Source organism: Futiania mangrovi (genome assembly GCF_024158125.1).
Lineage (GTDB): Bacteria > Pseudomonadota > Alphaproteobacteria > Futianiales > Futianiaceae > Futiania > Futiania mangrovi.
The window spans coordinates 134446-154164 of the sequence record NZ_JAMZFT010000002.1 but is presented as its reverse complement, the minus strand read 5'-3'; the positions used below and the strand labels follow the sequence as shown (position 1 = coordinate 154164).

At 68.4% G+C, this 19719-nt stretch carries 19 protein-coding genes; 7 read left to right on the top strand and 12 right to left on the bottom strand.

Annotated elements, in window-relative coordinates:
• Window positions 1-36: 36 nt before the first annotated feature.
• The 8 genes from NJQ99_RS07625 to NJQ99_RS07590 form a co-directional block, all read right to left on the bottom strand.
• Window positions 37-813, bottom strand: coding sequence for an IclR family transcriptional regulator (locus NJQ99_RS07625; RefSeq protein ID WP_269332235.1), 777 nt, complete (start codon window positions 811-813; stop codon window positions 37-39).
• A 145-nt stretch (window positions 814-958) separates the two neighbouring features.
• Window positions 959-1711 (bottom strand): glucose 1-dehydrogenase, encoded by a 753-nt coding sequence (locus tag NJQ99_RS07620; protein WP_269332234.1) that lies wholly within the window; start codon window positions 1709-1711, stop codon window positions 959-961.
• 29 nt (window positions 1712-1740) lie between these two features.
• Entirely contained in the window at window positions 1741-2514 is a 774-nt protein-coding gene (locus NJQ99_RS07615) for a citryl-CoA lyase (protein ID WP_269332233.1), read from the bottom strand.
• A 56-nt stretch (window positions 2515-2570) separates the two neighbouring features.
• Window positions 2571-3050 (bottom strand): MaoC/PaaZ C-terminal domain-containing protein, encoded by a 480-nt coding sequence (locus NJQ99_RS07610; RefSeq protein WP_269332232.1) that lies wholly within the window; start codon window positions 3048-3050, stop codon window positions 2571-2573.
• A gap of 14 nt (window positions 3051-3064) precedes the next feature.
• Entirely contained in the window at window positions 3065-4219 is a 1155-nt protein-coding gene (locus NJQ99_RS07605) for an acyl-CoA dehydrogenase family protein (protein ID WP_269332231.1), read from the bottom strand.
• Between the two features lie 34 nt (window positions 4220-4253).
• On the bottom strand, window positions 4254-5534 hold the full coding sequence (locus NJQ99_RS07600) for a TRAP transporter large permease (protein ID WP_269332230.1): 1281 nt from the start codon (window positions 5532-5534) through the stop codon (window positions 4254-4256).
• Window positions 5531-6109, bottom strand: coding sequence for a TRAP transporter small permease (locus NJQ99_RS07595; protein WP_269332229.1), 579 nt, complete (start codon window positions 6107-6109; stop codon window positions 5531-5533). Before NJQ99_RS07595 ends, NJQ99_RS07600 begins: the two co-directional genes overlap by 4 nt.
• 13 nt (window positions 6110-6122) lie before the next feature.
• Window positions 6123-7169: a TRAP transporter substrate-binding protein gene (locus NJQ99_RS07590; RefSeq protein ID WP_269332228.1), complete on the bottom strand. Its 1047-nt coding sequence runs from the start codon at window positions 7167-7169 to the stop codon at window positions 6123-6125.
• 215 nt (window positions 7170-7384) lie between these two features.
• On the opposite strand from NJQ99_RS07590, the gene NJQ99_RS07585 reads away from it, so the two are divergent.
• The 5 genes from NJQ99_RS07585 to NJQ99_RS07565 all read left to right on the top strand — a co-directional run bounded on the left by NJQ99_RS07585 (window position 7385) and on the right by NJQ99_RS07565 (window position 12764).
• Window positions 7385-8578: a CaiB/BaiF CoA transferase family protein gene (locus tag NJQ99_RS07585; RefSeq protein ID WP_269332227.1), complete on the top strand. Its 1194-nt coding sequence runs from the start codon at window positions 7385-7387 to the stop codon at window positions 8576-8578.
• A gap of 42 nt (window positions 8579-8620) precedes the next feature.
• Window positions 8621-9055 carry a MaoC family dehydratase gene (locus NJQ99_RS07580; RefSeq protein WP_269332226.1) on the top strand — a complete coding sequence of 145 codons (435 nt, stop codon included), beginning with the start codon at window positions 8621-8623 and terminating at the stop codon, window positions 9053-9055.
• A 158-nt stretch (window positions 9056-9213) separates the two neighbouring features.
• Window positions 9214-10542, top strand: a complete 1329-nt coding sequence (locus NJQ99_RS07575) for a glycosyltransferase family protein (RefSeq protein ID WP_269332225.1) — start codon at window positions 9214-9216, stop codon at window positions 10540-10542.
• A 125-nt stretch (window positions 10543-10667) separates the two neighbouring features.
• Window positions 10668-12032 (top strand): 30S ribosomal protein S12 methylthiotransferase RimO, encoded by a 1365-nt coding sequence (gene rimO, locus NJQ99_RS07570; RefSeq protein ID WP_269332224.1) that lies wholly within the window; start codon window positions 10668-10670, stop codon window positions 12030-12032.
• Window positions 12033-12140: 108 nt separating this feature from the next.
• The gene (locus NJQ99_RS07565; protein ID WP_269332223.1) at window positions 12141-12764 is read left to right on the top strand and encodes a hypothetical protein; all 624 of its coding nucleotides are present in this window, start codon (window positions 12141-12143) and stop codon (window positions 12762-12764) included.
• Window positions 12765-12849: 85 nt separating this feature from the next.
• Here the strand turns inward: NJQ99_RS07565 and NJQ99_RS07560 are convergent, their stop codons facing one another.
• The 4 genes from NJQ99_RS07560 to NJQ99_RS07545 are packed head-to-tail and all read right to left on the bottom strand — an operon-like array spanning window position 12850 to window position 17370.
• Entirely contained in the window at window positions 12850-13425 is a 576-nt protein-coding gene (locus tag NJQ99_RS07560; RefSeq protein ID WP_269332222.1) for an invasion associated locus B family protein, read from the bottom strand.
• Between the two features lie 50 nt (window positions 13426-13475).
• Entirely contained in the window at window positions 13476-15119 is a 1644-nt protein-coding gene (locus tag NJQ99_RS07555) for an acyl-CoA synthetase (protein WP_269332221.1), read from the bottom strand.
• Window positions 15120-15127: 8 nt separating this feature from the next.
• Window positions 15128-16057, bottom strand: a complete 930-nt coding sequence (locus tag NJQ99_RS07550) for a DMT family transporter (protein WP_269332220.1) — start codon at window positions 16055-16057, stop codon at window positions 15128-15130.
• Window positions 16054-17370, bottom strand: a complete 1317-nt coding sequence (locus tag NJQ99_RS07545; RefSeq protein WP_269332219.1) for a 3-hydroxyacyl-CoA dehydrogenase family protein — start codon at window positions 17368-17370, stop codon at window positions 16054-16056. Before NJQ99_RS07545 ends, NJQ99_RS07550 begins: the two co-directional genes overlap by 4 nt.
• Before the next feature lie 197 nt (window positions 17371-17567).
• On the opposite strand from NJQ99_RS07545, the gene NJQ99_RS07540 reads away from it, so the two are divergent.
• Together NJQ99_RS07540 and NJQ99_RS07535 are read left to right on the top strand one after the other, a co-directional pair.
• Window positions 17568-18869 (top strand): O-acetylhomoserine aminocarboxypropyltransferase, encoded by a 1302-nt coding sequence (locus NJQ99_RS07540; protein WP_269332218.1) that lies wholly within the window; start codon window positions 17568-17570, stop codon window positions 18867-18869.
• Window positions 18869-19669, top strand: coding sequence for an alpha/beta fold hydrolase (locus NJQ99_RS07535; protein WP_269332217.1), 801 nt, complete (start codon window positions 18869-18871; stop codon window positions 19667-19669). The genes NJQ99_RS07540 and NJQ99_RS07535 overlap by 1 nt, the downstream gene beginning before the upstream one ends.
• Window positions 19670-19719: the final 50 nt, after the last annotated feature.

The window sequence follows — 19719 nt, the reverse complement described above, 5'->3', positions numbered from 1 at the left end:
TGCCGGGGACGATCTCCCCCGTCCTGCGCCCGCGCGTCAGCCGGTGCGCGAGAGGGTCTCGTTCAGCGCCTCGAGGCTCCGGGCGAAGGCCAGCACATCTCCGAGATAACGGTTGAAATTGGCCTCGATGCGCGGTGCGGGCCCGGCGAGCGCGAAGCTCAGCCCCTCGCCCGCGATGCGCAGACTGACCGCGATTGCCATGACGTCGTCCACGTTCTCCCCGCGCGTCGTGTAATAGCCCTGCGCACGCCCGGCGGCGATGTTTTCCCGCAGCACCTCCGGATCGGTGATGGTGTTGCGGGTCCAGGCACGGAACTTCGTCCGTGCGAGATAGGCATCCAGATCGCGCTCGGACACGAGGCCGAGGAGCGCCTTCCCGATGGAGCTGGAATAGAGCTGGCGGGTCTGGCCCGACTGTGCGGAGTAGCGGATCGTGTGCGTGCCCTCGATCACCTCGAGATAGACCGCCTCGCTGCCCTGCCGCTTGCCCATCACCACGGTCTCACCCGTCCGGTCGCGCAGCGCGGTCATCAGCGGCGTGATCTTGCGCAGCAGCGGATCGTGCCGGGAGATCTCGCTCGTCAGTTCGAACATCCGCTTGGTCGGGTAGATCAGGCGGCGCTGGTCGAGGGTGTAGAGATAGCCGCGTGCCTGCAGCGTCTTCACCAGCGTGTGGCAACTGCTCACCGGGGAGTGGATCCGTTCGGCCAGCGCAGTGATCGACAGGGGCTCGCCCGCCGCGCAGAACGCCTCGAACACATCGAGCGTGCGGGCAGCCGTCTTGACGGTCTTGAGAGCGGCTTTCTCGGTCATGGGCTCACCTTTCGAAAGCGGGCGGTGCGGATGCGGGACAAGGGATGCTTGCCTCAGTATCCGCGCCTTCCGGTCCCTGTCATCTGTGCCTTCGGCCTATGTGCCACTCCCGTTTCGCCAGGATCGGTCCGCGCGCGTTGCGCGCTCAGCCGCGGTAGCGCCCGCCGGTGACATGCAGCAGCTCGCCGGTGATCCAGGACGCCCGCTCCGAGGCGAGGAAGGTCACCGCGTCGGCGATGTCCTCCACTCGGCCGAGGCGCGGGATCGGCGTGTTGTCGATGGTGCGCTGCTTGATCTTCTCGTAGTGCGGCAGCGCCTGGACGAGCGGCGTTTCCACGAAGCCCGGTGCGACCGCGTTGACGGTGATGTTGTTGCGCCCGTGCTCGGCGGCCTGCGAGCGGGTGAAACCCACCACACCGGCCTTCGCCGCGGAATAGTTCGCCTGCCCCGGATTGCCCCAGTGCGCCCGCGAGGCGATGTTGACGATGCGGCCCGACTTCTGCTCGGTCATCGCCGGGATCACGGCGCGGGTGCACAGGAAGGTGCCCTTCAGGATCACGTCGACGACGCTGTCCCAGTCGTCCTCCGTCATCTTGGTGATGCGCCCGTCGCGCGTGAAGCCCGCGTTGTTGACGAGGATGTCGATGCGTCCGAAGGCGTCGAGCGCAGCCTTCGCCAGCGCCTCGGCGTCCTCCGCGCGGGTGATGTCGCCCGCGACCGCGATGGCCTTCGCGCCGCCGGCGGTCAGCTCGGCACCCGTCTCCTCGGCCCGCGCCCGGTCGATATCGTTGGCGACGATGTGTGCGCCTTCCGCCGCGAGCGCCTTGCAGATCGCGGCCCCGATGCCGCGCCCGCCGCCCGTCACGATGGCCACCTTGCCGGCCAGTCCCATGTCCATGGTTCGGTTCTCCCTGTCCTGCTCCGGGCTCAGCCCTTCTTGTGCGGCGCGCTCAGCTCGTGCTCTGCCATGTCCCAGATGAAGCGGCAGGCGGGGTCTTCCTGCTCCTCGCGGATGTGCGCGACGAGGCCCGCGGCGCGGCTGACGACCGCGATGCCACGCGCGATGGAGGGCGGCACGTCGATCTCGCAGAGCAGCGCCCCGATGGCGCCGGTGGCGTTGATCGTCAGGTGCTTGCCTGCGATCCGGTCGAGGATGGTGGAAAGATCGCGGATGCCCGTCACGTACTTGCCGCCCAGCCCAAGCTCGTCGGCGAGCGCCAGCAGGCGGATCGAGCGCGGATCGTCCGGCCGGTGCAGGTGGTGGCCGAAGCCCGGCACCGCCTTGCGCTCGGCCCGGTAGCGGGCGATGACGGCTTCCGCGCGCGCCTCGAAACCTTCCGGGGCGTCGACAAGTTCCTTCAGCAGCAGGGCGGAGTCCTCGATGGTGCCGACGAAGCGGCTGCCGACGCCCAGGATGCCCGCGGCGATGGCGGCCTGCAGCGCCTCCGGCGCGGACGACGCGATCATGCGCGCGCTGATCGCGCTGGGGGTCAGCCCGTGCTCCATCAGCGTGACGAGGATCGCGTCGAGGACGGTCACTTCCGCCGCGCTGGGCGCGCGATTCATGAACTGGCGGAAGAACACCTCCGTGAAGCCCATCTTGCCGATCATGTCGTCGACGAGGTCGACACCGCGGAGATGGATGGAGTGCTCGTCATAGGTGCAGAGGTTGGTCTGCGGGCGCCGGGTTTCCTTGGCCATGGGTCTTGTCTGCCTTCGTGTCTTGCGTGTGGGGATGGGTGAGGGCGCGAGCGCCGTCAGGCCGCGTCCGATTTCTTCAGGATCAGCTTCCAGGTCGAGTCCATCACGGTCTCGCCGCGCTGATTCACCGCCTTGCGGGAGAGCACGAGCGTGCCCCGGTCGGGCTTGCTGCGCGAGGGGACCTTCTCCGTCACCTCCAGCACGACATGGATCGTGTCGCCGATGAAGGTCGGCTTCAGCCAGCGGCATTCGAGGTTGGCGAGGCCGACGATGGTGCTGCTCATGAACTTCATCACCGGCATCTGCGTGCTGAGGCCGGAGGCGATCGAGAGCACCAGAAGGCCGTGCGCGATGCGCTGGCCGTGCTGGGTGGTGGCCGCATACTCGGCATCGATGTGCAGCGCGTTGAAGTCGCCGGAGAGGCCGGCGAAGGCGATGATGTCGCGCTCCGTCACGGTGCGGCCCTCGCTGACGAAGCGCTCGCCCACCTCCAGCGTGTCGAAATAGACCTTGTAGTTCTCGATATCCCTGAGCATGTCTGCCTCTTGTCTCATGGTTTTGCGGCGTTGAAGGCGTCGAGGCCCAGAAGCTCCCGGCCGATGACCAGGGACTGGATCTCCGACGTGCCTTCGGGAATCGTACCACCGCGCGTGTCGCGGAAGATGCGCTCGATCGGCAGGTCCTCGCTGTAGCCGATGCCGCCGTGAAGCTGCAGCGCGAGGTGCGCGACGCGGTGCGCCCACTCGGTCGCCTGCCGCTTGGCCAGCGAGGTTTCGAGCCGCGCGGTCTCCCCCCGGTCGAGGCGGACGGCCGCGTCGTAGACCAGCCAGCGCGCGGCCCGCGTCAGCGCCACCATCTCGGCCAGGTGGCCCTGGACAAGCTGCTGCTCGCCGATCAGCCGGCCGAACTGGCGGCGCGTGCGGGCGTATTCGGTCGTGATGTCGAGCGCCGCCTGCGCCGCTCCGACCGCGCCGGAGGCGACGCTGACGCGGCCGTGGGCAAGCGTCGTCAGGATGTTGCGCAGGCCCCCGCCAACCTCGCCCAGCACGTTCGCGCGCGGCACGATCGTGTCGTCGAAGGTCAGTTCGGTCGTCTGCGTCGCACGTAGGATCATGGTGTCGACGCGGCGCACCTCAAATGCGCTTTCCTTCGGATCGACGAGGAAGGTCGTCAGCTTGCCGCGCCCGCCCGCCGGGTCGGTGACGCGCGCCAGCACGATGCCGAAGTCGCCGCCGCCGTTGGTGATCCAGAGCTTGCGCCCGTTGAGGCGGAAATGGTCGCGCCGGTCCTGCGCCCTCAGCTCGATGCTGTTCACGTCGGAGCCGTGGTTGGGCTCGGTGATCGCGACGAAGACCCGCGCCTTGCCGGAGAGCGCGGGCGCGAGGAAGCGTTCGCGCTGCTCGGCCGTGGCGTTCTCGTGAATGAGCGCCGCCACCATGTTCGCCACGTTCAGAAGCGAGCGCAGGCTGTGCCAGTGGTAGCCCACGGTCTCCATCAGAACCGACAGGTCGCGGAAGCCGAGGCCGAGGCCGCCCGCCTCCTCCGGCAGGGTCGCGCCGACGAGGCCGAGTTCGGCGCAGCGCTCCATCACCTCGCGCGGCACCTCGCGCGCCTTTTCCATGGCAGAGATACGGGGCGCGATCTCCGCCCGGATGAAGCGGTCGACGCTGTCGCGCAACGCGCGCTGGTCTGGCGTCAGGTCCATGCCCTTGTCCTTGTCCTTGTCCTTTCCGTGGCTGCTAGTAGATCACCCAGGTCACAAGGCCCGGGACGGTGGCGAGAAGCGTCAGGATCACGAGCTCGGCGATCACGAAGGGGATGGTGCCGCGGAACACCTCGCCGATGCTGAGGCGGCTGATCGCGCTCGCCACGAAGCAGTTCATGCCGAGCGGCGGCGTCATCAGCCCGATCTCGACGGTCTTGACCAGGATGATGCCGAACCAGATCGCGTCGTAGCCGAGCCGCTCGACCATCGGCAGCACGATGGGCACGGTCAGCACCAGGATCGCCAGCTGGTCCATGAAGCAGCCGAGGATCACGTAGATCACCAGCAGGATCAGGATGATTGTCCAGGGCTCCATGTCGAGCCCGTCGACGAGGTGCAGCAAGTGCTGCGGCGCCCCCGTCAGCGTCATGAAGTAGCCGAAGATGTGCGCGCCGATCACGATGGCGAAGATCATGGCCACGGTGGCCACGGTGCGGCGCAACGCCTCCCACAAGGCCGCGAAGGAGCGGCCGCGCTGGAACCAGATCGCGAGCAGGAGCGCGCCGAACGCGCCGATCCCTGCGGACTCCGTCACCGTCACGATGCCGGTGTAGAGCCCGCCGATGACCAGCACGAACAGGATCATCATGGGCCAGATGTCCTTCAGGCCCGCGATCCGCTCGCCCCAGCCATAGCGCTGGGCGGGCGGCGCCTCGCCCGGGTTGCGCTTCACATAGATGACGACGGTGGCGACGTAGAAGACGACGCTCAGCAGCCCCGGCACGATGCCGGCGACGAACAGCAGCCCGATCGAGGACTCCGTCAGGATGCCGTAGATGACCAGGATGATGCTGGGCGGGATCATCACGGCGAGCGTTCCCGCGGACGCGATGGTACCGACCGCGAGGCGCGGCGAATAGCCGTGGCGGATCAGTTCCGGCGTCACCGACTGCGACATGGCGGCGGTAGAGGCGGTCGAGGAGCCCGACACCGCGCCGAGGCCGGCGGCGGTGAAGATGCCCGCGATGGCGAGCCCGCCGGGGAAGTGCGCCACCCACTTGTTCGCCGTGTTGAACAGGAGCGTGGTGATGCGGCTGCTCGCCAGCAGTTCTGCCATCAGCACGAAGAGCGGGATCGCGGTGAGGAGCCACGAGGCCGTCGTGCGATAGGGCGCGGTTGCCATCAGTCCGATCAGCGCGCCCTCTCCGCCGACGAGCCACAGGCCGACAGCGCCCGAGATGCCCAGCGTGAAGGCGACCGGCACGCCCATCAGGAAGAGCACAGCCATGAGGATCAGGATGCCGGTGACGATCATGCAGACGCGGCTCCGGCGCGGGCGGGGGTGACGAGGGCCAGCACGTCCTGCACTGCCGACAGCAGGAGCCGCAGCGACAGGGCGCCCGCGCCGACCGGCACGATGATGAGCGCGGTCGCGAGCGGCAGGCGGATCTCGTGCGAGACCTCGTAGCCGAGCGACTGGGCGAAGAGGACCTCGCTCCAGCCCGTGTAGGCGACGAGCGCCCAGAACCCCATGGAAAGCAGTGCGATCACCGCGTCGAGCGCATGTTTCGCGCGTCCCGAGGCAAGCCGGTAGAGCACGATCACGCGCACATGGCCGTCCACGGTCTGCACATAGGCGAGCGCGAGGAAGACCATCAGCGGCATGATGTAGGCCTCGGTGATCGCCACGATCTCGCCCGCCGGGCTGTTGAAGGCGAAGCGCGCGGTCACCTGCACGACCACCATGCCCAGCAGGATCAGGAGCGCGATCCGCGCGATTCCGAGCAGCAGCCGTTCGGCACGGCCGAGCCAGAGGTCCGGCCCGGCAAGCGGGCGGCCCGGAGCGGGGCGGCCCGAAGCCGCCCCGTCATGCGTGTCAGCCGGTCCCATGGGGCGCGCGGCCTCAGTTCTTGCTGACGCCGGCGATCGCCTTGCGGAAATAGGCGAGCGTTTCCTCGCCCGGCAGGCCGCGGCCCTTCATGTCCGCCGCCCAGGTGTCGAACAGCGGCGCAAGACGCGCCTGCACCTTCGCCTGCTCGGCCTCCGGCAGCATGATGATCTCGACGCCCGCGGCCTTGTAGCCTTCCATCAGCTCGGCATCGCCGTCGTCGAAGATCTTGCCCATGCGCTCGCGCGTTTCGCGGTTGGCCTGCTCGAAGGCGGCCTTCACGTCGTCGGGCAGGCCCTTCCAGACCTCGAGGTTCATCACATAGGGCGCATAGAACACCGACACGTTGAAGCCCAGCGTGTAGAACTTGGCGACCTCCGGCAGCCGGTAGGACTTCGCCGCCGAGGACGGGAAGATCGCACCGTCGACGGTGCCGAGCTGGATCGCCTGGTAGGTCTCCGGGCTCGGGATGTTGAGCGGCACCCCGCCCAGCAGCTTGACCGCCTCGTTCTGGTAGCCGCCCGCTGTCTTGAGCTTCATTCCCTCAAGGTCGGCGAGGGAGCGCACGGCCTTGTCGCGCGTGAACACGTTGTATGTCGTGGTCATCACGCCCCACAGCGGATAGACGCCGTTGCGGATATAGTCGTTCTCCAGGATCGCCGTGTTCATGATCGTGTCGTAGTAGGCGAGCGTGCCCACGTAGGAGCTGTCGAACAGTCCCGGCAGATTGTGCACCGTGCTGAGCGGCATCCGCCCCTCGTTGAAGGTCGGCGGGACATAGGTGATCTCGGCCACCTTGCGCTGGGCGAGCGCCAGCATGTCCGACAGCTTGCCGAGCTGCTGGGCGCCGTAATACTCGAACTGGACCTTTCCGCCGGTCAGCTCGGTCACCCGCTCCATCCACCATTTCGTGCCCTGGTTGGCGATGTTGTGGTTGGGCGGGAACGAGTCCGCGACCTTGAGCGTGATCGTCTCGGCGTGCGCGGCCCCGGCGGCGAGCATCGCCAACCCGGTCGCCGCGCCCACGAGCGCCGCGACGGTCTGCCTGAATGCGAATGTCATCTTTTCCTCCCCGATGCCGGCCCGCCGCCGTCCCTGTTTGCGACCGGACGGTTCCTGCGCGCTCGCGGCGTTCTCATGGACTGAGATAGTTCGTTGCTTAATCCACAATGGCGGATATGATTTCCACATACGGAATAACCCGAGTCAAGAGAACAATCCGTCCGCCGGCCGCGCGCCGGCCAGCCGAACGGGGATGCGCCCAGGGAGATCGCGACATGCCGAACGACGCCGCAACCGCCAGCGGGGACTTCAAGCCCTTTCGCGGGGTGAAGGTCCTCGACTTCAGCCTCGGCATGGCCGGGCCGAACTGCGGCATGCAGTTCGCGCAGTTCGGGGCGGACGTGATCAAGATCGAGCCGCCGCAGGGCGACTGGTCGCGCACGCTCGGCGTGAACATGGGCGGGCACACGCCGCTGTCGGCGACGGTGAACCGCGGCAAGCGCTCCATCGCGCTCGACCTCAAGAACCCGCAGGCGCAGAAGCTCGTCCAGCGGATGGCCGAAGATGCCGACGTGGTGATCGAGAGCTTCCGCCCCGGCGTCGCCGACCGGCTCGGCTTCGGATACGAGACGCTCGGTGCGATCAATCCGGGCCTCGTCTATGTATCGGTCAGCGGGTTCGGCCAGACCGGGCCCTATGCGAAGGTCGCCTCCACCGACACTGTCGCGCAGGCCTACCCGGGCATGATGTGGCATACCCGCGACATGGAGGGCCGGCCCATGAAGATCGGCTTCTTCGTGATCGACGCGGCTGCCTCCCTCTATGCCTTCCAGGCCGCGGCAGCCGCGCTCTACGCACGCCGCGGGGGCGCGCCGGGCCGGCATCTCGACATCAGCCTGATGGCCGCCGCCGCCGCCCTCCAGGCCCCCAAGGTCACGGAGTATTCGGTGGAGAAGGGGGCTACGCTGCCGGTGAACGTGCCTGCCGGGAACTACGAGACGGCAGATGGCTGGGTCGCCATCACGCTCATGCGCGAGGAGCAGTTCCACAAGATCTGCAAGGTGCTGGGCGTGCCGGACCTGCCAGCCGATCCCCGCTTCGACAGCTTCCGGAACCGCGGTCTCAACTCGCGGCCCCTGCGTGCGATCCTCGACCCCATCGTGAAGTCCCGCACGACGGCGGAATGGGTCGAGGCACTGAAGGAGGCCGACGTGCTGTGCGCGCCGATCAACACCATCGGCGATTGGCTGGAGGACGAGCATGTCCGCGCCACGGGTGCGGCCACCCACTATGCGCATCCCGGTCTGGGCGAGGTAGCGATGCCCGTCCTTCCGGGGCTCGTCCCCGGCGACAGCGCGTGCACGGCCGTCGCCCCGGGGGTTGGCGAGCATGCGGCCGAGATTCTTGCCGAGCACGGCTACGATGCGGCCGGGGCCGAGACGTTGCGCGCTGCCGGTGCGTTCGGCTGACACCCTGGGCGCCCTCATCACCCCGCCATCGAGGAGAGCAGAATGACCGAGACGCCGCTCGCGCCAGGAGCCGAGTTCCGCAGCTATGGCCGCACCATCACCGAGACAGATCTCGTCAATTTCACCGGCCTTGCCGGCCTGAAGCTGCCGATCTTCATCGACGACGACTATGCCACGAACCGCGGGCCCTATGGCGGGCGGATCGTGCCCGGCTTCCTCACGGCGTCGCTGACGGCGGGCATGATGGAATCGGTTCTGGGGTCGCGCATCCGGGCGGGCCTCGGCTTCGACAAGTTCCGCTTCACCGCGCTGGTGCGCCCCGGTGACACTATCCATGCCCGCTTCCGTGTGGAGAGCGTGCGCACCTCCAAGGCCGGAACGGACGACGTGGTCGTGCTGTCGATCCGCGCCTTCAACCAGCGCGACGAGCAGGTCCTGGAGTTCCTGGCGACCGTCCTGATGTCGCGCGCGGGCTGAGGCAGTAGGCGCGGTCGTTCGGAGACGGGAAGCGTTCCTTAATCCTGTTTGATATAGTGTGGCATCGAACTTCCCGATCAGCCTGAGGCCAAGTCCTGGCGACCGTGCGTCAGGCTGCGTGTCTAGGCCGATCCCTCAAGCGTCTGGAGGGGGTGCGCGTGCAGCGACCGCTTAAAATCCTGTTCGTCGCCGGGTTCTTTCCGCCTTATGCGCCGCCAGGCGCGGTACGGAATCCCAAACTCGCGCAGTATCTTGCCGAGGCGGGGCACGACCTTCAGGTCTTGTCGATCCTGGAAGCCAAGCACGAAGGGTTGCACGATGCCGTGCTGCCCGAGGGGCGCGTGCATCCCTTGCCATATGCTGAGCCGGGTGCTGTTGTGACGCGCGCCGTTGGCCGTGCAAGGCAATTGGCCGCCTCGACCGTGACGCAAGGCGGAGGGGCAGGGGCGACTGAAGCGGTTGGAGGCGGGCCAAGCCGCGGCAACGGCCCGTCCCCGCTGAAGCTTCTTTATCGCCAGGCCATAGCGCTTCCCGACCGCTATCGCTCATGGGTGCGCGTGGCCGAAAAGCGTGGTCGCGCGCTGGCGCGAACCTGGCACCCGGACGTGATCTTGTCCTCTGGGCCGCCGCAATCGGCTCACATCGCTGCCGCGCGCCTGTCGAAGGCGTTAGCTCGTCCGTGGGTGGCCGAGTTGCGTGATCTCTGGGCAAACAACCCTTACGTCGATGTGCATCCCTTGTTGAGGGGCGTGTTCGAGGCCAAGGCGCGTGCCACCTTGAGCCATGCCAGCGCGATGGTCGCCCTTACGAAAACCGCGCAAGCCGAATTGCAGGCGACCTATGACGTGCCTGTGCTCCTCGCAATGAACGGATATGATCCTGCCGACTTCGAGGGCCTTCAAACGATCACGCGGCCCGTGGGGGATGCCGGCCGCCTGACCATCATTCATGCAGGCGTGATCTATCCGGGGCGCAGGGACCCGCGTGCATTGTTCGAGGCGATTACCCGCCTGGGGGCGGACAAGGCCCGAGTGCGCGTGCGTTTCTTCCATGACGAGTTGGATTTCGTAGGTCGGCTCGCGCGCGACCTCGAGGTGGAGGAGTGCGTGGAGATTCGTGCTGCGGTTCCACGCAAGGATATTCTGCGTATCGAGCGGGAAAGTGACGTACTGCTGCTCTGCCGCTGGGCGAACCCCGCAGACGACGGTGTGATCCCCGGCAAGGTTTTCGAGTATATCGGCGCACGCCGCCCGATTCTTTCCATCGGCTCGACCTCGGGAGAGGCGGCAGACATCGTGCGGGCCGGGCCGTTTGGTCTCGTTTCCAACGATCCCGACGAGATCGCGGCTCAACTCCACGCCTGGCTGGATCAGATCGATGCGGAAGGGCGTATCCCGGACCTTCCTGCAGATGCCGCCCATCCGTTTGAACGTGCGGCCCAGTTTCGCAAGATCGGGTCTTTGCTCGACGCGGTGGTTCGGGGCTGACGCGCCGCGGCGCTTTCAAAGCGCGGGACTTGGCGGTAGAAGGGCGCCGTGGAGAAGGGCGGGCGCGCGCACGTGCGCCGCTTCCTTCCCGGACACACCGGTATCCTGCAAGCGGAAGACATGCGATGGCCCGCACCGCCAAAGCCGCCCCGACCGTGGGCATCGTCAGCCTCGGCTGCCCCAAGGCGCTCGTCGACAGTGAGCGGATCCTGACGCGGCTGCGGGCCGAAGGCTATGACATCAGCCCGGACTACCAGGGCGCCGACGCCGTGATCGTCAACACCTGCGGTTTCCTCGACAGCGCGCGTGCGGAAAGCCTCGACGCGATCGGCGAGGCGCTCAAGGAAAACGGCAAGGTAATCGTGACGGGCTGCCTGGGGGCGGAGGAGAACGTCATCCGCGGCGCCCATCCGAACGTGTTGGCGGTCACGGGGCCGCACCAGTACGAGGCGGTGATGGAGGCCGTACATTCCGCGGTGCCGCCGCGCCACGATCCCTTCGTGGACCTCGTCCCGGAAGCCGGCGTGCGGCTGACGCCGCGGCATTACGCCTATCTGAAGATTTCCGAGGGCTGCAACAATTCGTGCTCCTTCTGCATCATCCCGTCGATGCGGGGCAAGCTGGCGAGCCGCCCGGTCCATCTCGTGCTGCGCGAGGCGGAAAAGCTGGCCGAGGCAGGCGTGCGCGAGCTGCTGGTGATCAGCCAGGACACCAGCGCCTACGGCGTCGACCTGAAGTACGAGCCCCACGTCTGGGGCGGGCGGGAGCGGCGGACGCGGTTCTTCGACCTGGCGGAAGCGCTGGGCGAACTCGATGTCTGGGTGCGCCTTCACTATGTCTATCCCTATCCGCACGTGGACGAGGTGATCGGCCTGATGGCATCCGGTCACGTGCTGCCCTATCTCGACATCCCGTTCCAGCACGCGAGCCCCGATGTGCTGCGCGCGATGCGCCGCCCGGCTGCGCAGGAAAAGACGCTCTCCCGCATCCACCGCTGGCGCGCGGAGTGCCCGGAACTGGCGATCCGGTCGAGCTTCATCGTCGGCTTCCCCGGCGAGACCGAGGCCGACTTCCAGATGCTGCTCGACTGGCTGGAGGAAGCCGAACTCGACCGCGTCGGGTGCTTCAAGTTCGAGCCGGTCGAGGGGGCGGCGGCCAACGACCTGCCGGGTGCGGTGCCGGAGGAGGTCAAGCAGGAGCGGTTCGAGCGCTTCATGGAGGTCGCCGAGGCCGTGAGCGCGCGGCGGCTGGAGGCCCGTGTCGGCATGGAGACCGAAGTGCTGGTCGACGCGGTGACCGAGGAGGGCGCGGTCGCGCGATCGAAGTGGGACGCGCCGGAGATCGACGGCGTCGTTCACCTGCCGGGGGGCTCGGACCTCGAGCCGGGCGACCTAGTGGCCGTACGCATCCTCGCGACGGATGGGCACGACCTGATCGCGGGGCCGATCCTCGCCGGCGAGGACGCAGCCGACGACGATTGGGATCTCTGACCGGGTGATGCCCGCGGGCATGGACGCCTTGCACGCTCCGCGGTTATGCTTCCGCCCGCCGTACTGCCCAAGGGTGCGGTGAGGGGGTCACGGCGCGGGGGGGCGCGGATGATCGAGGAATGGGCTGGATCGCTGACGGTGCTGGCAATCCTTGCGATTGCCGGGGGTCTCGTCGGCTGGGCGTGCCGGGCGGTGCTCGCGCGCGACGAGGTGGCGCGCGCGGTAGATACCCGCGATGCGCGGATCGCGGAACTCGAGGCCGAGCGAACGGCCTTGCAGGCCCGAACCGCCGAGCGTGAGCAGGCGCTCGACGCCTTGCGCCGGAAATGGGAGGCGGAATCGGCCCGGCTGTCGGGGCTGGAGCGCGACCTGCTCGACCTGCGGACGCGCGCGGGCGGGGCGTCGCGGCCGGCGGCACCGGTACAGCACGGCCCCGACGCGCAGGTTCCCGACGAGGGGCCCGTGCGCAAGCCGCAGGGCTTGTTGACCGCGCCTGCAGGAGCCCCCGACGACCTGACCGCGATCCGCGGGATCGGCCAGAAGATCCAGGGCACGCTCAATGACCTCGGCATCTACCATTTCCGGCAGATCGCCGCGCTGACCCCGGACGAGGTCCGCTGGCTCGCGGGCGAGCTTGGCGCGTTCCCGGGGCGGATCTCGCGGGAGAACTGGATTGGCCAGGCGCAGGCCTTGGCGGGACCCGACGCGGGCGGGCCGGCAGACGGGGCCTGAGTACTGGACCTGATTGCGGGGACCGGAACCCGTGCCCGCTCGGGCAAGGCCGGGAGCCTAAGCTCCCGGCATCATGTGCGCCGCGTCACTTCACCTGCGCGAAGCCTGCGGTGAAGCCCAGCAGCGACAGCGGCACGTCGATCGGCCGCATCTGGATGTTCTGGAAGGTGATGACGGCGCGGGAGCCGTTCTTCAGCCGGTTCAGCATCGCGCCTTCGAGCTTGAGCGCCGCCGCGCACCCGTTCGGCTGGCACACGTCCACGGGGATGCGCGTCTTCTCGCCGCCGTCGATCGCGATCTCGATTCCCGCGGGAAGGTAGATCCCGAGCGGGACGGTCAGCGCGAGGATGCGTCCGTTCTGGCTGTCGCCGACCTCGGCCTGCAGGATGCGGCGCTTGGTCTCGCTCACCACCACGCTTTGCAGCAGGTGGCATTGCTCCGGCGCGCCCGCATTGCCGGGCGGTGTCCCGCACACGAGTTTCCAGTCCCGGAAGTCTTCCGTCCGCGTGATGTTGGGCTGCGGCGGGGTGGGCTGGGCGGGCGTCGCCTCGGTCTGCGCAAGGGCGGGTACTGCGGGCATTGCCAGCGCGGCGGCCAGCGCCAACGCGCCGAGGGTCGTGGCGGCGCGCGCACCAATGCGGCTGGTGGGGGAGACAGGCATGAACACTCCTTCCGGACTGACTTTGGCAGGGAGAATAGGGGCCAACAGGCTCAGGTTTCGTTACGGGCGGCCTCGCGCAACGTGCGCCGCATGATCTTGCCCGTGGCGGTCATTGGCAACTCCGCGACGAAGCGGATTTCGCGCGGATATTCGTGTGCGGCCAGCCGCGTGCGGACGTGGTTGCGGATCTCGTCGGCGAGGCCGTCGCTGGCGTGCGTGCCCTCGCGCAGCACGATGTAGGCGCGGATGCGCTCCGTGCGTTCCGGGTCGGGCACGCCGATCGCCGCGGCCATGGCGACGGCCGGATGGGTCATCAGACACTCCTCGATCTCCGCCGGGCCGATCCGGTATCCGGCGCTGGTGATCACGTCGTCTGCCCGCCCGCGGAACCAGAAATAGCCGTCCTCGTCAACCGTCCCGGTATCGCCCGTCAGCCACCAGGGGCCGCGCAGCTTCTCCGTATTGGCGGCATTGTTGTGCCAGTAGCCGAGGAAAATGACCGGATCGGGGCGGCGCACGGCGATCTCGCCCACCTCGCCCGGCGGCAGTTCGTTGCCCTCGGTGTCGATCACGGCGACGCGGTGGCCGGGAACGGGCTTGCCCATGGAGCCAGGCTTCGGCGGGAAAAGGTCCGCATTGTTCGCGACCACGAGGTTGCATTCGGTCTGGCCGTAGAACTCGTTGATCGTGACGCCGAGGCGATCCTTCGCCCAGGCGACCAGCTCCTCGCCCAACGGTTCCCCGCCCGAGCCGACGGACCGCAGCTTCAGCTCCGGGTTGTGGGCGTCGGCCGCGCGCATCAGCTTCAGCGCGGTCGGCGGCAGAAAGGCGTTGCGCACCTTCAGCTTCGCCATCATGTCGACGGCGCGCTGCGGGTCGAACTTGCGCATGCGGTGCGCAACGACGGGCACGCCGTGGTGCAGCGCGGGCAGCAGCACGTCGATCAGTCCGCCGATCCAGGCCCAGTCGGCCGGCGTCCAGAACAGGTCGCCGCGCTTCGGGAAGAGCCTGTGCGGCATCTCCACGCCCGGCAGGTGGCCGAGCAGCACCCGATGCCCGTGCAGCGCGCCCTTGGGCTGGCCGGTCGTGCCGGAGGTGTAGATGATCAGCGCCGGGTCGTTCGGCGTCGTCGGCGCGGCGCCGAATCGCTCGTACCCGCGCGCCAGCGTCGGCCAGAAGGGGCGGATGCCGCGGCGCTCCGCATCGGGGGCGAGCGCACCCTCCCCGTCGGTCACGAGGATCGTCTCAAGCTCCGGCAGGCGGTTGCGGATCTCCTCGATCTTGGGCAGGTTCTCGAGGTCGGTAACCAGCGCCCGCGCGCCGGAGTTCTCCAGCCGATAGGCAAGCGCGTCGCCGCCGAACAGCGTGAACAGCGGCACCGCCACCGCGCCCATCTTGTAGGCGGCAACGTGGCTCACCGCCGTTTCAAGCGCCTGCGGCAGCAGAATGCCGATCCGGTCGCCGCGTGCCACGCCCATGCGCACCAGGATATCGGCGAGCCGGTTCGACATGACCGAAAGTTCGGCGAAGCTGACGCGGCGGGTCTCCTCGCCTGCGTCGTCGGTCAGGATCAGCGCCGTGCGCCGGGTGCCCGCCCACTTGTCAGAAACGTCCGCGCCGATGTTGTAGTGCGCGGGGATCTCCCACCGGAAATCCGCCTGCAGTGCGTCCCAGGTTTTCGCTTTCGGTAGCATCTGTGCCCTCAGCGTCCCGTCCTGACCCGTTCACGATGATACACATAGAGCCCGCTGGCCACGATGATCAACGCACCGGTCAGCGTTTGCGCATCCGGCAGGTCGCCGAACAGCAGATAGCCCCACATGGTCGCCCAGATGAGCGTCGAATAGGAAAAGGGCGCAACCGTCGAGGCACCCGCGACCGTCAATGCGCGGATCAGCGCGAACTGGCTGGTCACGCCGATCGCGCCCATCAGGACGAACAGGGCCCAGTCGCCAGCAGACGGCTCGGTCCAGAAGAACGGGACCGCGCACGTCGTCACCACGACGCCGACCGTCCCGGTATGCGCGAGCGTCGTCCACGGGCTGTCCACCAGCGAGACCTTGCGGGTCGTGATGTGGTAGAGCGCGTTCGACGTCGCCCCCGCCATCACGAACAGGGCGGCGATCCCCAGCGCGCCGCTGCCCGGCCGCACGATGATGAGCGCGCCCACGAAACCGACGAGGATGGAGGCCCAGCGCCGCCAGCCCACCTTCTCTCCCAGAAGCGGGACCGCCAGCGCCGTCACGATCAGCGGCGTGAGGAACATGATCGACGACGCCTCTGCCACCTGGAGCGAGCGAAGGCCCATGTAGAACAGCAGCGTGGTGACGAGCAGCAGCGCCGAGCGCGTGACCTGCAGAACCGGCGCCCTCGTCCGCATCATGCCCGGCAGATGGCGGTGCATCACGATGGCGAGCAGCAGGACGTGGAAGAAATAGCGCGCCCACACCACCTGCACGACCTCGTGGCGCTGCTGCAGCTCCTTGCCCACCGAGTCCATGGTGGTGAACAGGAACATGGTCAGCAGCATCCACAGGATGCCCTCGAGCGGACGCGCCTGCGCCGGCGGCGGCGACGCCGCCGGGGGGACCGGCGCCGCGACCGTCATCTTCGCGGGTGGGGGCGTGCTCACTCCTGCGGGACCGGACGGCGCACGCCATCACGGCCGAGGAAGGACGCCCCCCCGTCGCCATAGAAGGTTTCGCCGCCCTCGTTCTTCAGCACCTGCAGCATGGCGGGCAGGGGACGTCCCTCGGCCTCGATCCGCGCGGCGATCTTCGCAGGTCCCACGGCGTCCATCAGTTCGAACGGCCCCTTGCCCCAGGAGAAGCCCCAGCGCATCGCCCGGTCGATGTTGACGATGTCGTCGGATATCTCTGGCACCAGGTCCGCGGCATAGGCGAGCGTGCCGCCCATCAGGTCCCAGGCGAACCGCCCCTCGTCGGTTTCGGCGAACAGCAGCGTTTCTGCATGGTCGTTGGGGGCCGTGAGTGCCGCGTCCTCGGCCTCCCGCCAGGTCTCGGTCGTGAGGTCGAAGGTCTCCTTCCGGCGGCTGCCGTCCTCGGCCTTCAGCATGCGGTAGAAGCCCGCGCCTGTCTTGCGGCCGAGCTGCCCGCGCGCGAGCATCGCCTGCTCGGCATGGGGCAGGGCGGTGAAGGCGCGGCCTGCGTCGCCCTCCGGCAGGTTGACCGAGAGGTTCTTTCCGACCAGGTCCATGATGTCGAGGCCGATGAGGTCGATCAGCCCGTAGAGCCCGGTCGAGGGCAGGCCCACGGGCCGGCCCATCAGCGCGTCGATCGTCTCTTGAGTCAGCCCGGCCTTCAGCGCAGCCTTCGCCTTGTGCAGGCCCGACAGCATCCAGAAGCAGCCGATCCGGTTGCCGATGAAGTTGACCGTGTCCTTGGCGAACACGACGCCCTTGCCCAGGTGCGCGCGGTTGAAGGCGGCGAGCGCCTCGATCACCTCAGGGTCTGTATCGGTGTCGGGTACAAGCTCCAGCAGCTTCATCACCTTCACCGGGTTGAAATAGTGGGTGACGCAGACGTCGCGCCGGAAGCTTTCCGGCATGCCTTCCGAGATGGTGCGCAGCGGGATGCCGGAGGTGTTGGTGGAGACGACCGAGCCGGGCTTGCGCAACGGCTCGATCTTCCCGAAGAGCGCGCGCTTGGCGGCCAGGTCCTCGACGATCGCCTCGCACACCCAGTCGTAGTCCGCGAGCTTGCCCAGATCCTCGTCCACCGTGCCGATGGCGATGCGGGCGGCTGCGTCCGCGTCGTCGACCGCGGGCGGGCGTCCGTTGACGATGCGGTCGAGCGCCTTTTCCGCGCGTTCCCGGCTCGATTCCAGCAGAAGGACCGGGAAGCCCGCCTGCGCCACGGCCCCGGCGATGCCGCCGCCCATGGTGCCGCCGCCGATCACCGCCACCGACCTGATCTCGCGTGCCATCGCTCGCTTCCTTTCCATGTTCCCCGTGGCCTGCCACCCTCGTGCCTCGCGCGCGGACCATAAAGCGGGCGCGCCACAGCGGCAACGGGGGGCGGCATCGCCATGGCACAGGGCGGGCTTGCGGGGCGCGGGCTCCTCACCCATGATCGCCGCCGCTGGATATCGAGAGCACACGAACTCGAGAGAGGATGCCGCCGATGGTCGCGCCGAAGTTCCTGAAACCGGAGACGCTCGCCTTGCACGCGGGCCAGCGCCCGGACCCCGCGACAGGTGCGCGCGCGGTGCCGATCTACCAGACGACCTCCTATGTGTTCGAGAACGCGGATACGGCCGCGGCGCTCTACAATCTCGAACTTCCGGGCCACGTCTACAGCCGCATCTCCAACCCGACGGTCGCTGTGCTGGAGGAGCGGATCGCCGCGCTGGAAGGCGGCGTCGGTGCGGTCGCGACCGCCAGCGGCATGGGTGCGCTGCACCTCGCCATCGCCACGCTGATGGGGCAGGGCGGGCACATTGTCGCCTCGCGCGCGCTCTATGGCGGCTCGGTCTATCTGCTCGCCCACACGCTGCCGCGCTTCGGCATCACGACGACCTTCGTCGACCCCTCCGACCCGGCGGCGTTCCGCGACGCGATCCGGCCGGAGACGCGGCTCGTGTTCGGGGAGGTGCTGGGCAACCCGAAGCTCGCGGTCATGGACGTGCCCGCCGTCGCCGAGGTCGCGCACGCGGCGGGCGTGCCGCTGATGCTTGACGGCACCTTCACGCCGCCGCCCATGTTCCAGGCGTTCGACCATGGGGCGGACCTCGTCATGCATTCGGTGACGAAGTTCATGGGCGGCCACGGCATCGCGGTCGGCGGGGCCATCGTGGACGCGGGCCGCTTCGACTGGGAAAGGGACGGCAGGTTCCCGACGCTGAGCGAGCCCTACGCGGGCTATGCCGGCCTCGACTTCGCGGAGGAGTTCGGCCCCATCGCCTTCCTGATGCGCGCGCGCGGCGAGGGCCTGCGCGATTTCGGCGCGGTGATGTCGCCGCAGACCGCCTTCTACCTGCTGCAGGGACTGGAGACGCTGCCGCTCCGCCTGGCCCGCCACCAGGAGAACGCGCGCAAGGTGATCGACTTCCTGAAAGGGGCCGAGGGCGTCGCCTGGGTCAGCTATCCGGAGCTTGAGGACCATCCCGGCCACGCGGTGGCGAAACGCCTGCTGCCCAAGGGCTGCGGGTCGATCTTCACCTTCGGCATCGCGGGCGGGCGCAAGGCGGGGGCGACGTTCGTGGAGCGGCTGCGCCTCGTCTCGCACCTCGCCAACGTCGGCGACGCCAAGACGCTCGCCATTCACCCGGCCTCGACCACGCACCAGCAGCTGACCGCGGAGCAACTGGACGCCGCCGGGATCGGGGAGGAGATGATCCGCCTCTCCATCGGGCTCGAGGACCCCGACGACATCATCGACGACATCCGCCAGGCGCTGCGCGCCAGCCAGAAGGAGGCCCGCTGATGGACGTGCGCGTCGACGGAAGGGTTGCCCGCGCTGCGACCGGGGGGATTCCGGCCGCCGCGGATGCGCCGGTCCTCGTCTTCATTCACGGTGCAGGCATGGACGGCAGCGTCTGGCTGTTCCAGACCCGTCATTTCGCCCGGCTGGGATTCCGAGTGCTCGCCGTCGACCTGCCGGACCATGGCCATTCGGAAGGGCCGGTCCTGAGCAGCATCGGAGAGATGGGCGACTGGCTGGTCCGCTTCCTCGACGCCGCGGGCGTCGAGAAGGCAACGCTCGCCGGGCATTCCATGGGCTCGCTGATCGCGCTCGACGTGGCCGCGCGCTACCCCGGCCGGGTGAGCGGTATCGCGTTGCTCGGCACCTCGTCCTCCATGCAGGTGCACCCCGACCTCGTGGCGGCGGCGGAAGCGAACGCGCCGCTGGCGCCCGAACTGGTCACCGACTGGGGTTTCGGGACGCGCGCACACATCGGCAGCCACCCGCAGCCGGGACTCTGGGTGATGGGCGGCGGCCTCGCCGTGCTCATGAACTCCCGGCCGGGCGTGCTCGCCAACGATCTGAAGGCCTGCGCGGCCTTCGGCGATGCGCTGGCGCGCGCCGCGGCGGTCGCCTGCCCTGCGCTCGTGCTCATCGGCGACGGCGACCGCATGACGCCTCCAAAGGCGGGACGCGCGGTTGCCGACGCGCTCGCCGGCGCGGCCGTGGAGGTGCGCACCATCGCCGATTGCGGCCACATGATCATGGACGAAAAGCCCTTCGAGACGGCACACGCATTGCGCGCATTTCTGGGCGCATAGCTCTCTTTCCGCGACAGGATTTCTTAACCGTGGCACCGGCATCATCGGCG

Bases quoted from the DNA above. Each gene is read 5' to 3' on its own strand.
- NJQ99_RS07535 (WP_269332217.1), top strand. From the start codon at position 18,869: ATGGACGTGCGCGTCGACGGAAGGGTTGCCCGCGCTGCGACCGGGGGG.
- NJQ99_RS07555 (WP_269332221.1), bottom strand. From the start codon at position 15,119: ATGCTACCGAAAGCGAAAACCTGGGACGCACTGCAGGCGGATTTCCGG.
- NJQ99_RS07585 (WP_269332227.1), top strand. From the start codon at position 7,385: ATGCCGAACGACGCCGCAACCGCCAGCGGGGACTTCAAGCCCTTTCGC.
- NJQ99_RS07540 (WP_269332218.1), top strand. From the start codon at position 17,568: ATGGTCGCGCCGAAGTTCCTGAAACCGGAGACGCTCGCCTTGCACGCG.
- NJQ99_RS07565 (WP_269332223.1), top strand. From the start codon at position 12,141: ATGATCGAGGAATGGGCTGGATCGCTGACGGTGCTGGCAATCCTTGCG.
- NJQ99_RS07620 (WP_269332234.1), bottom strand. From the start codon at position 1,711: ATGGACATGGGACTGGCCGGCAAGGTGGCCATCGTGACGGGCGGCGGG.
- NJQ99_RS07595 (WP_269332229.1), bottom strand. From the start codon at position 6,109: ATGGGACCGGCTGACACGCATGACGGGGCGGCTTCGGGCCGCCCCGCT.
- NJQ99_RS07615 (WP_269332233.1), bottom strand. From the start codon at position 2,514: ATGGCCAAGGAAACCCGGCGCCCGCAGACCAACCTCTGCACCTATGAC.
- NJQ99_RS07600 (WP_269332230.1), bottom strand. From the start codon at position 5,534: ATGATCGTCACCGGCATCCTGATCCTCATGGCTGTGCTCTTCCTGATG.
- NJQ99_RS07580 (WP_269332226.1), top strand. From the start codon at position 8,621: ATGACCGAGACGCCGCTCGCGCCAGGAGCCGAGTTCCGCAGCTATGGC.
- NJQ99_RS07625 (WP_269332235.1), bottom strand. From the start codon at position 813: ATGACCGAGAAAGCCGCTCTCAAGACCGTCAAGACGGCTGCCCGCACG.
- NJQ99_RS07560 (WP_269332222.1), bottom strand. From the start codon at position 13,425: ATGCCTGTCTCCCCCACCAGCCGCATTGGTGCGCGCGCCGCCACGACC.
- rimO (WP_269332224.1), top strand. From the start codon at position 10,668: ATGGCCCGCACCGCCAAAGCCGCCCCGACCGTGGGCATCGTCAGCCTC.
- NJQ99_RS07590 (WP_269332228.1), bottom strand. From the start codon at position 7,169: ATGACATTCGCATTCAGGCAGACCGTCGCGGCGCTCGTGGGCGCGGCG.
- NJQ99_RS07545 (WP_269332219.1), bottom strand. From the start codon at position 17,370: ATGGCACGCGAGATCAGGTCGGTGGCGGTGATCGGCGGCGGCACCATG.
- NJQ99_RS07605 (WP_269332231.1), bottom strand. From the start codon at position 4,219: ATGGACCTGACGCCAGACCAGCGCGCGTTGCGCGACAGCGTCGACCGC.
- NJQ99_RS07610 (WP_269332232.1), bottom strand. From the start codon at position 3,050: ATGCTCAGGGATATCGAGAACTACAAGGTCTATTTCGACACGCTGGAG.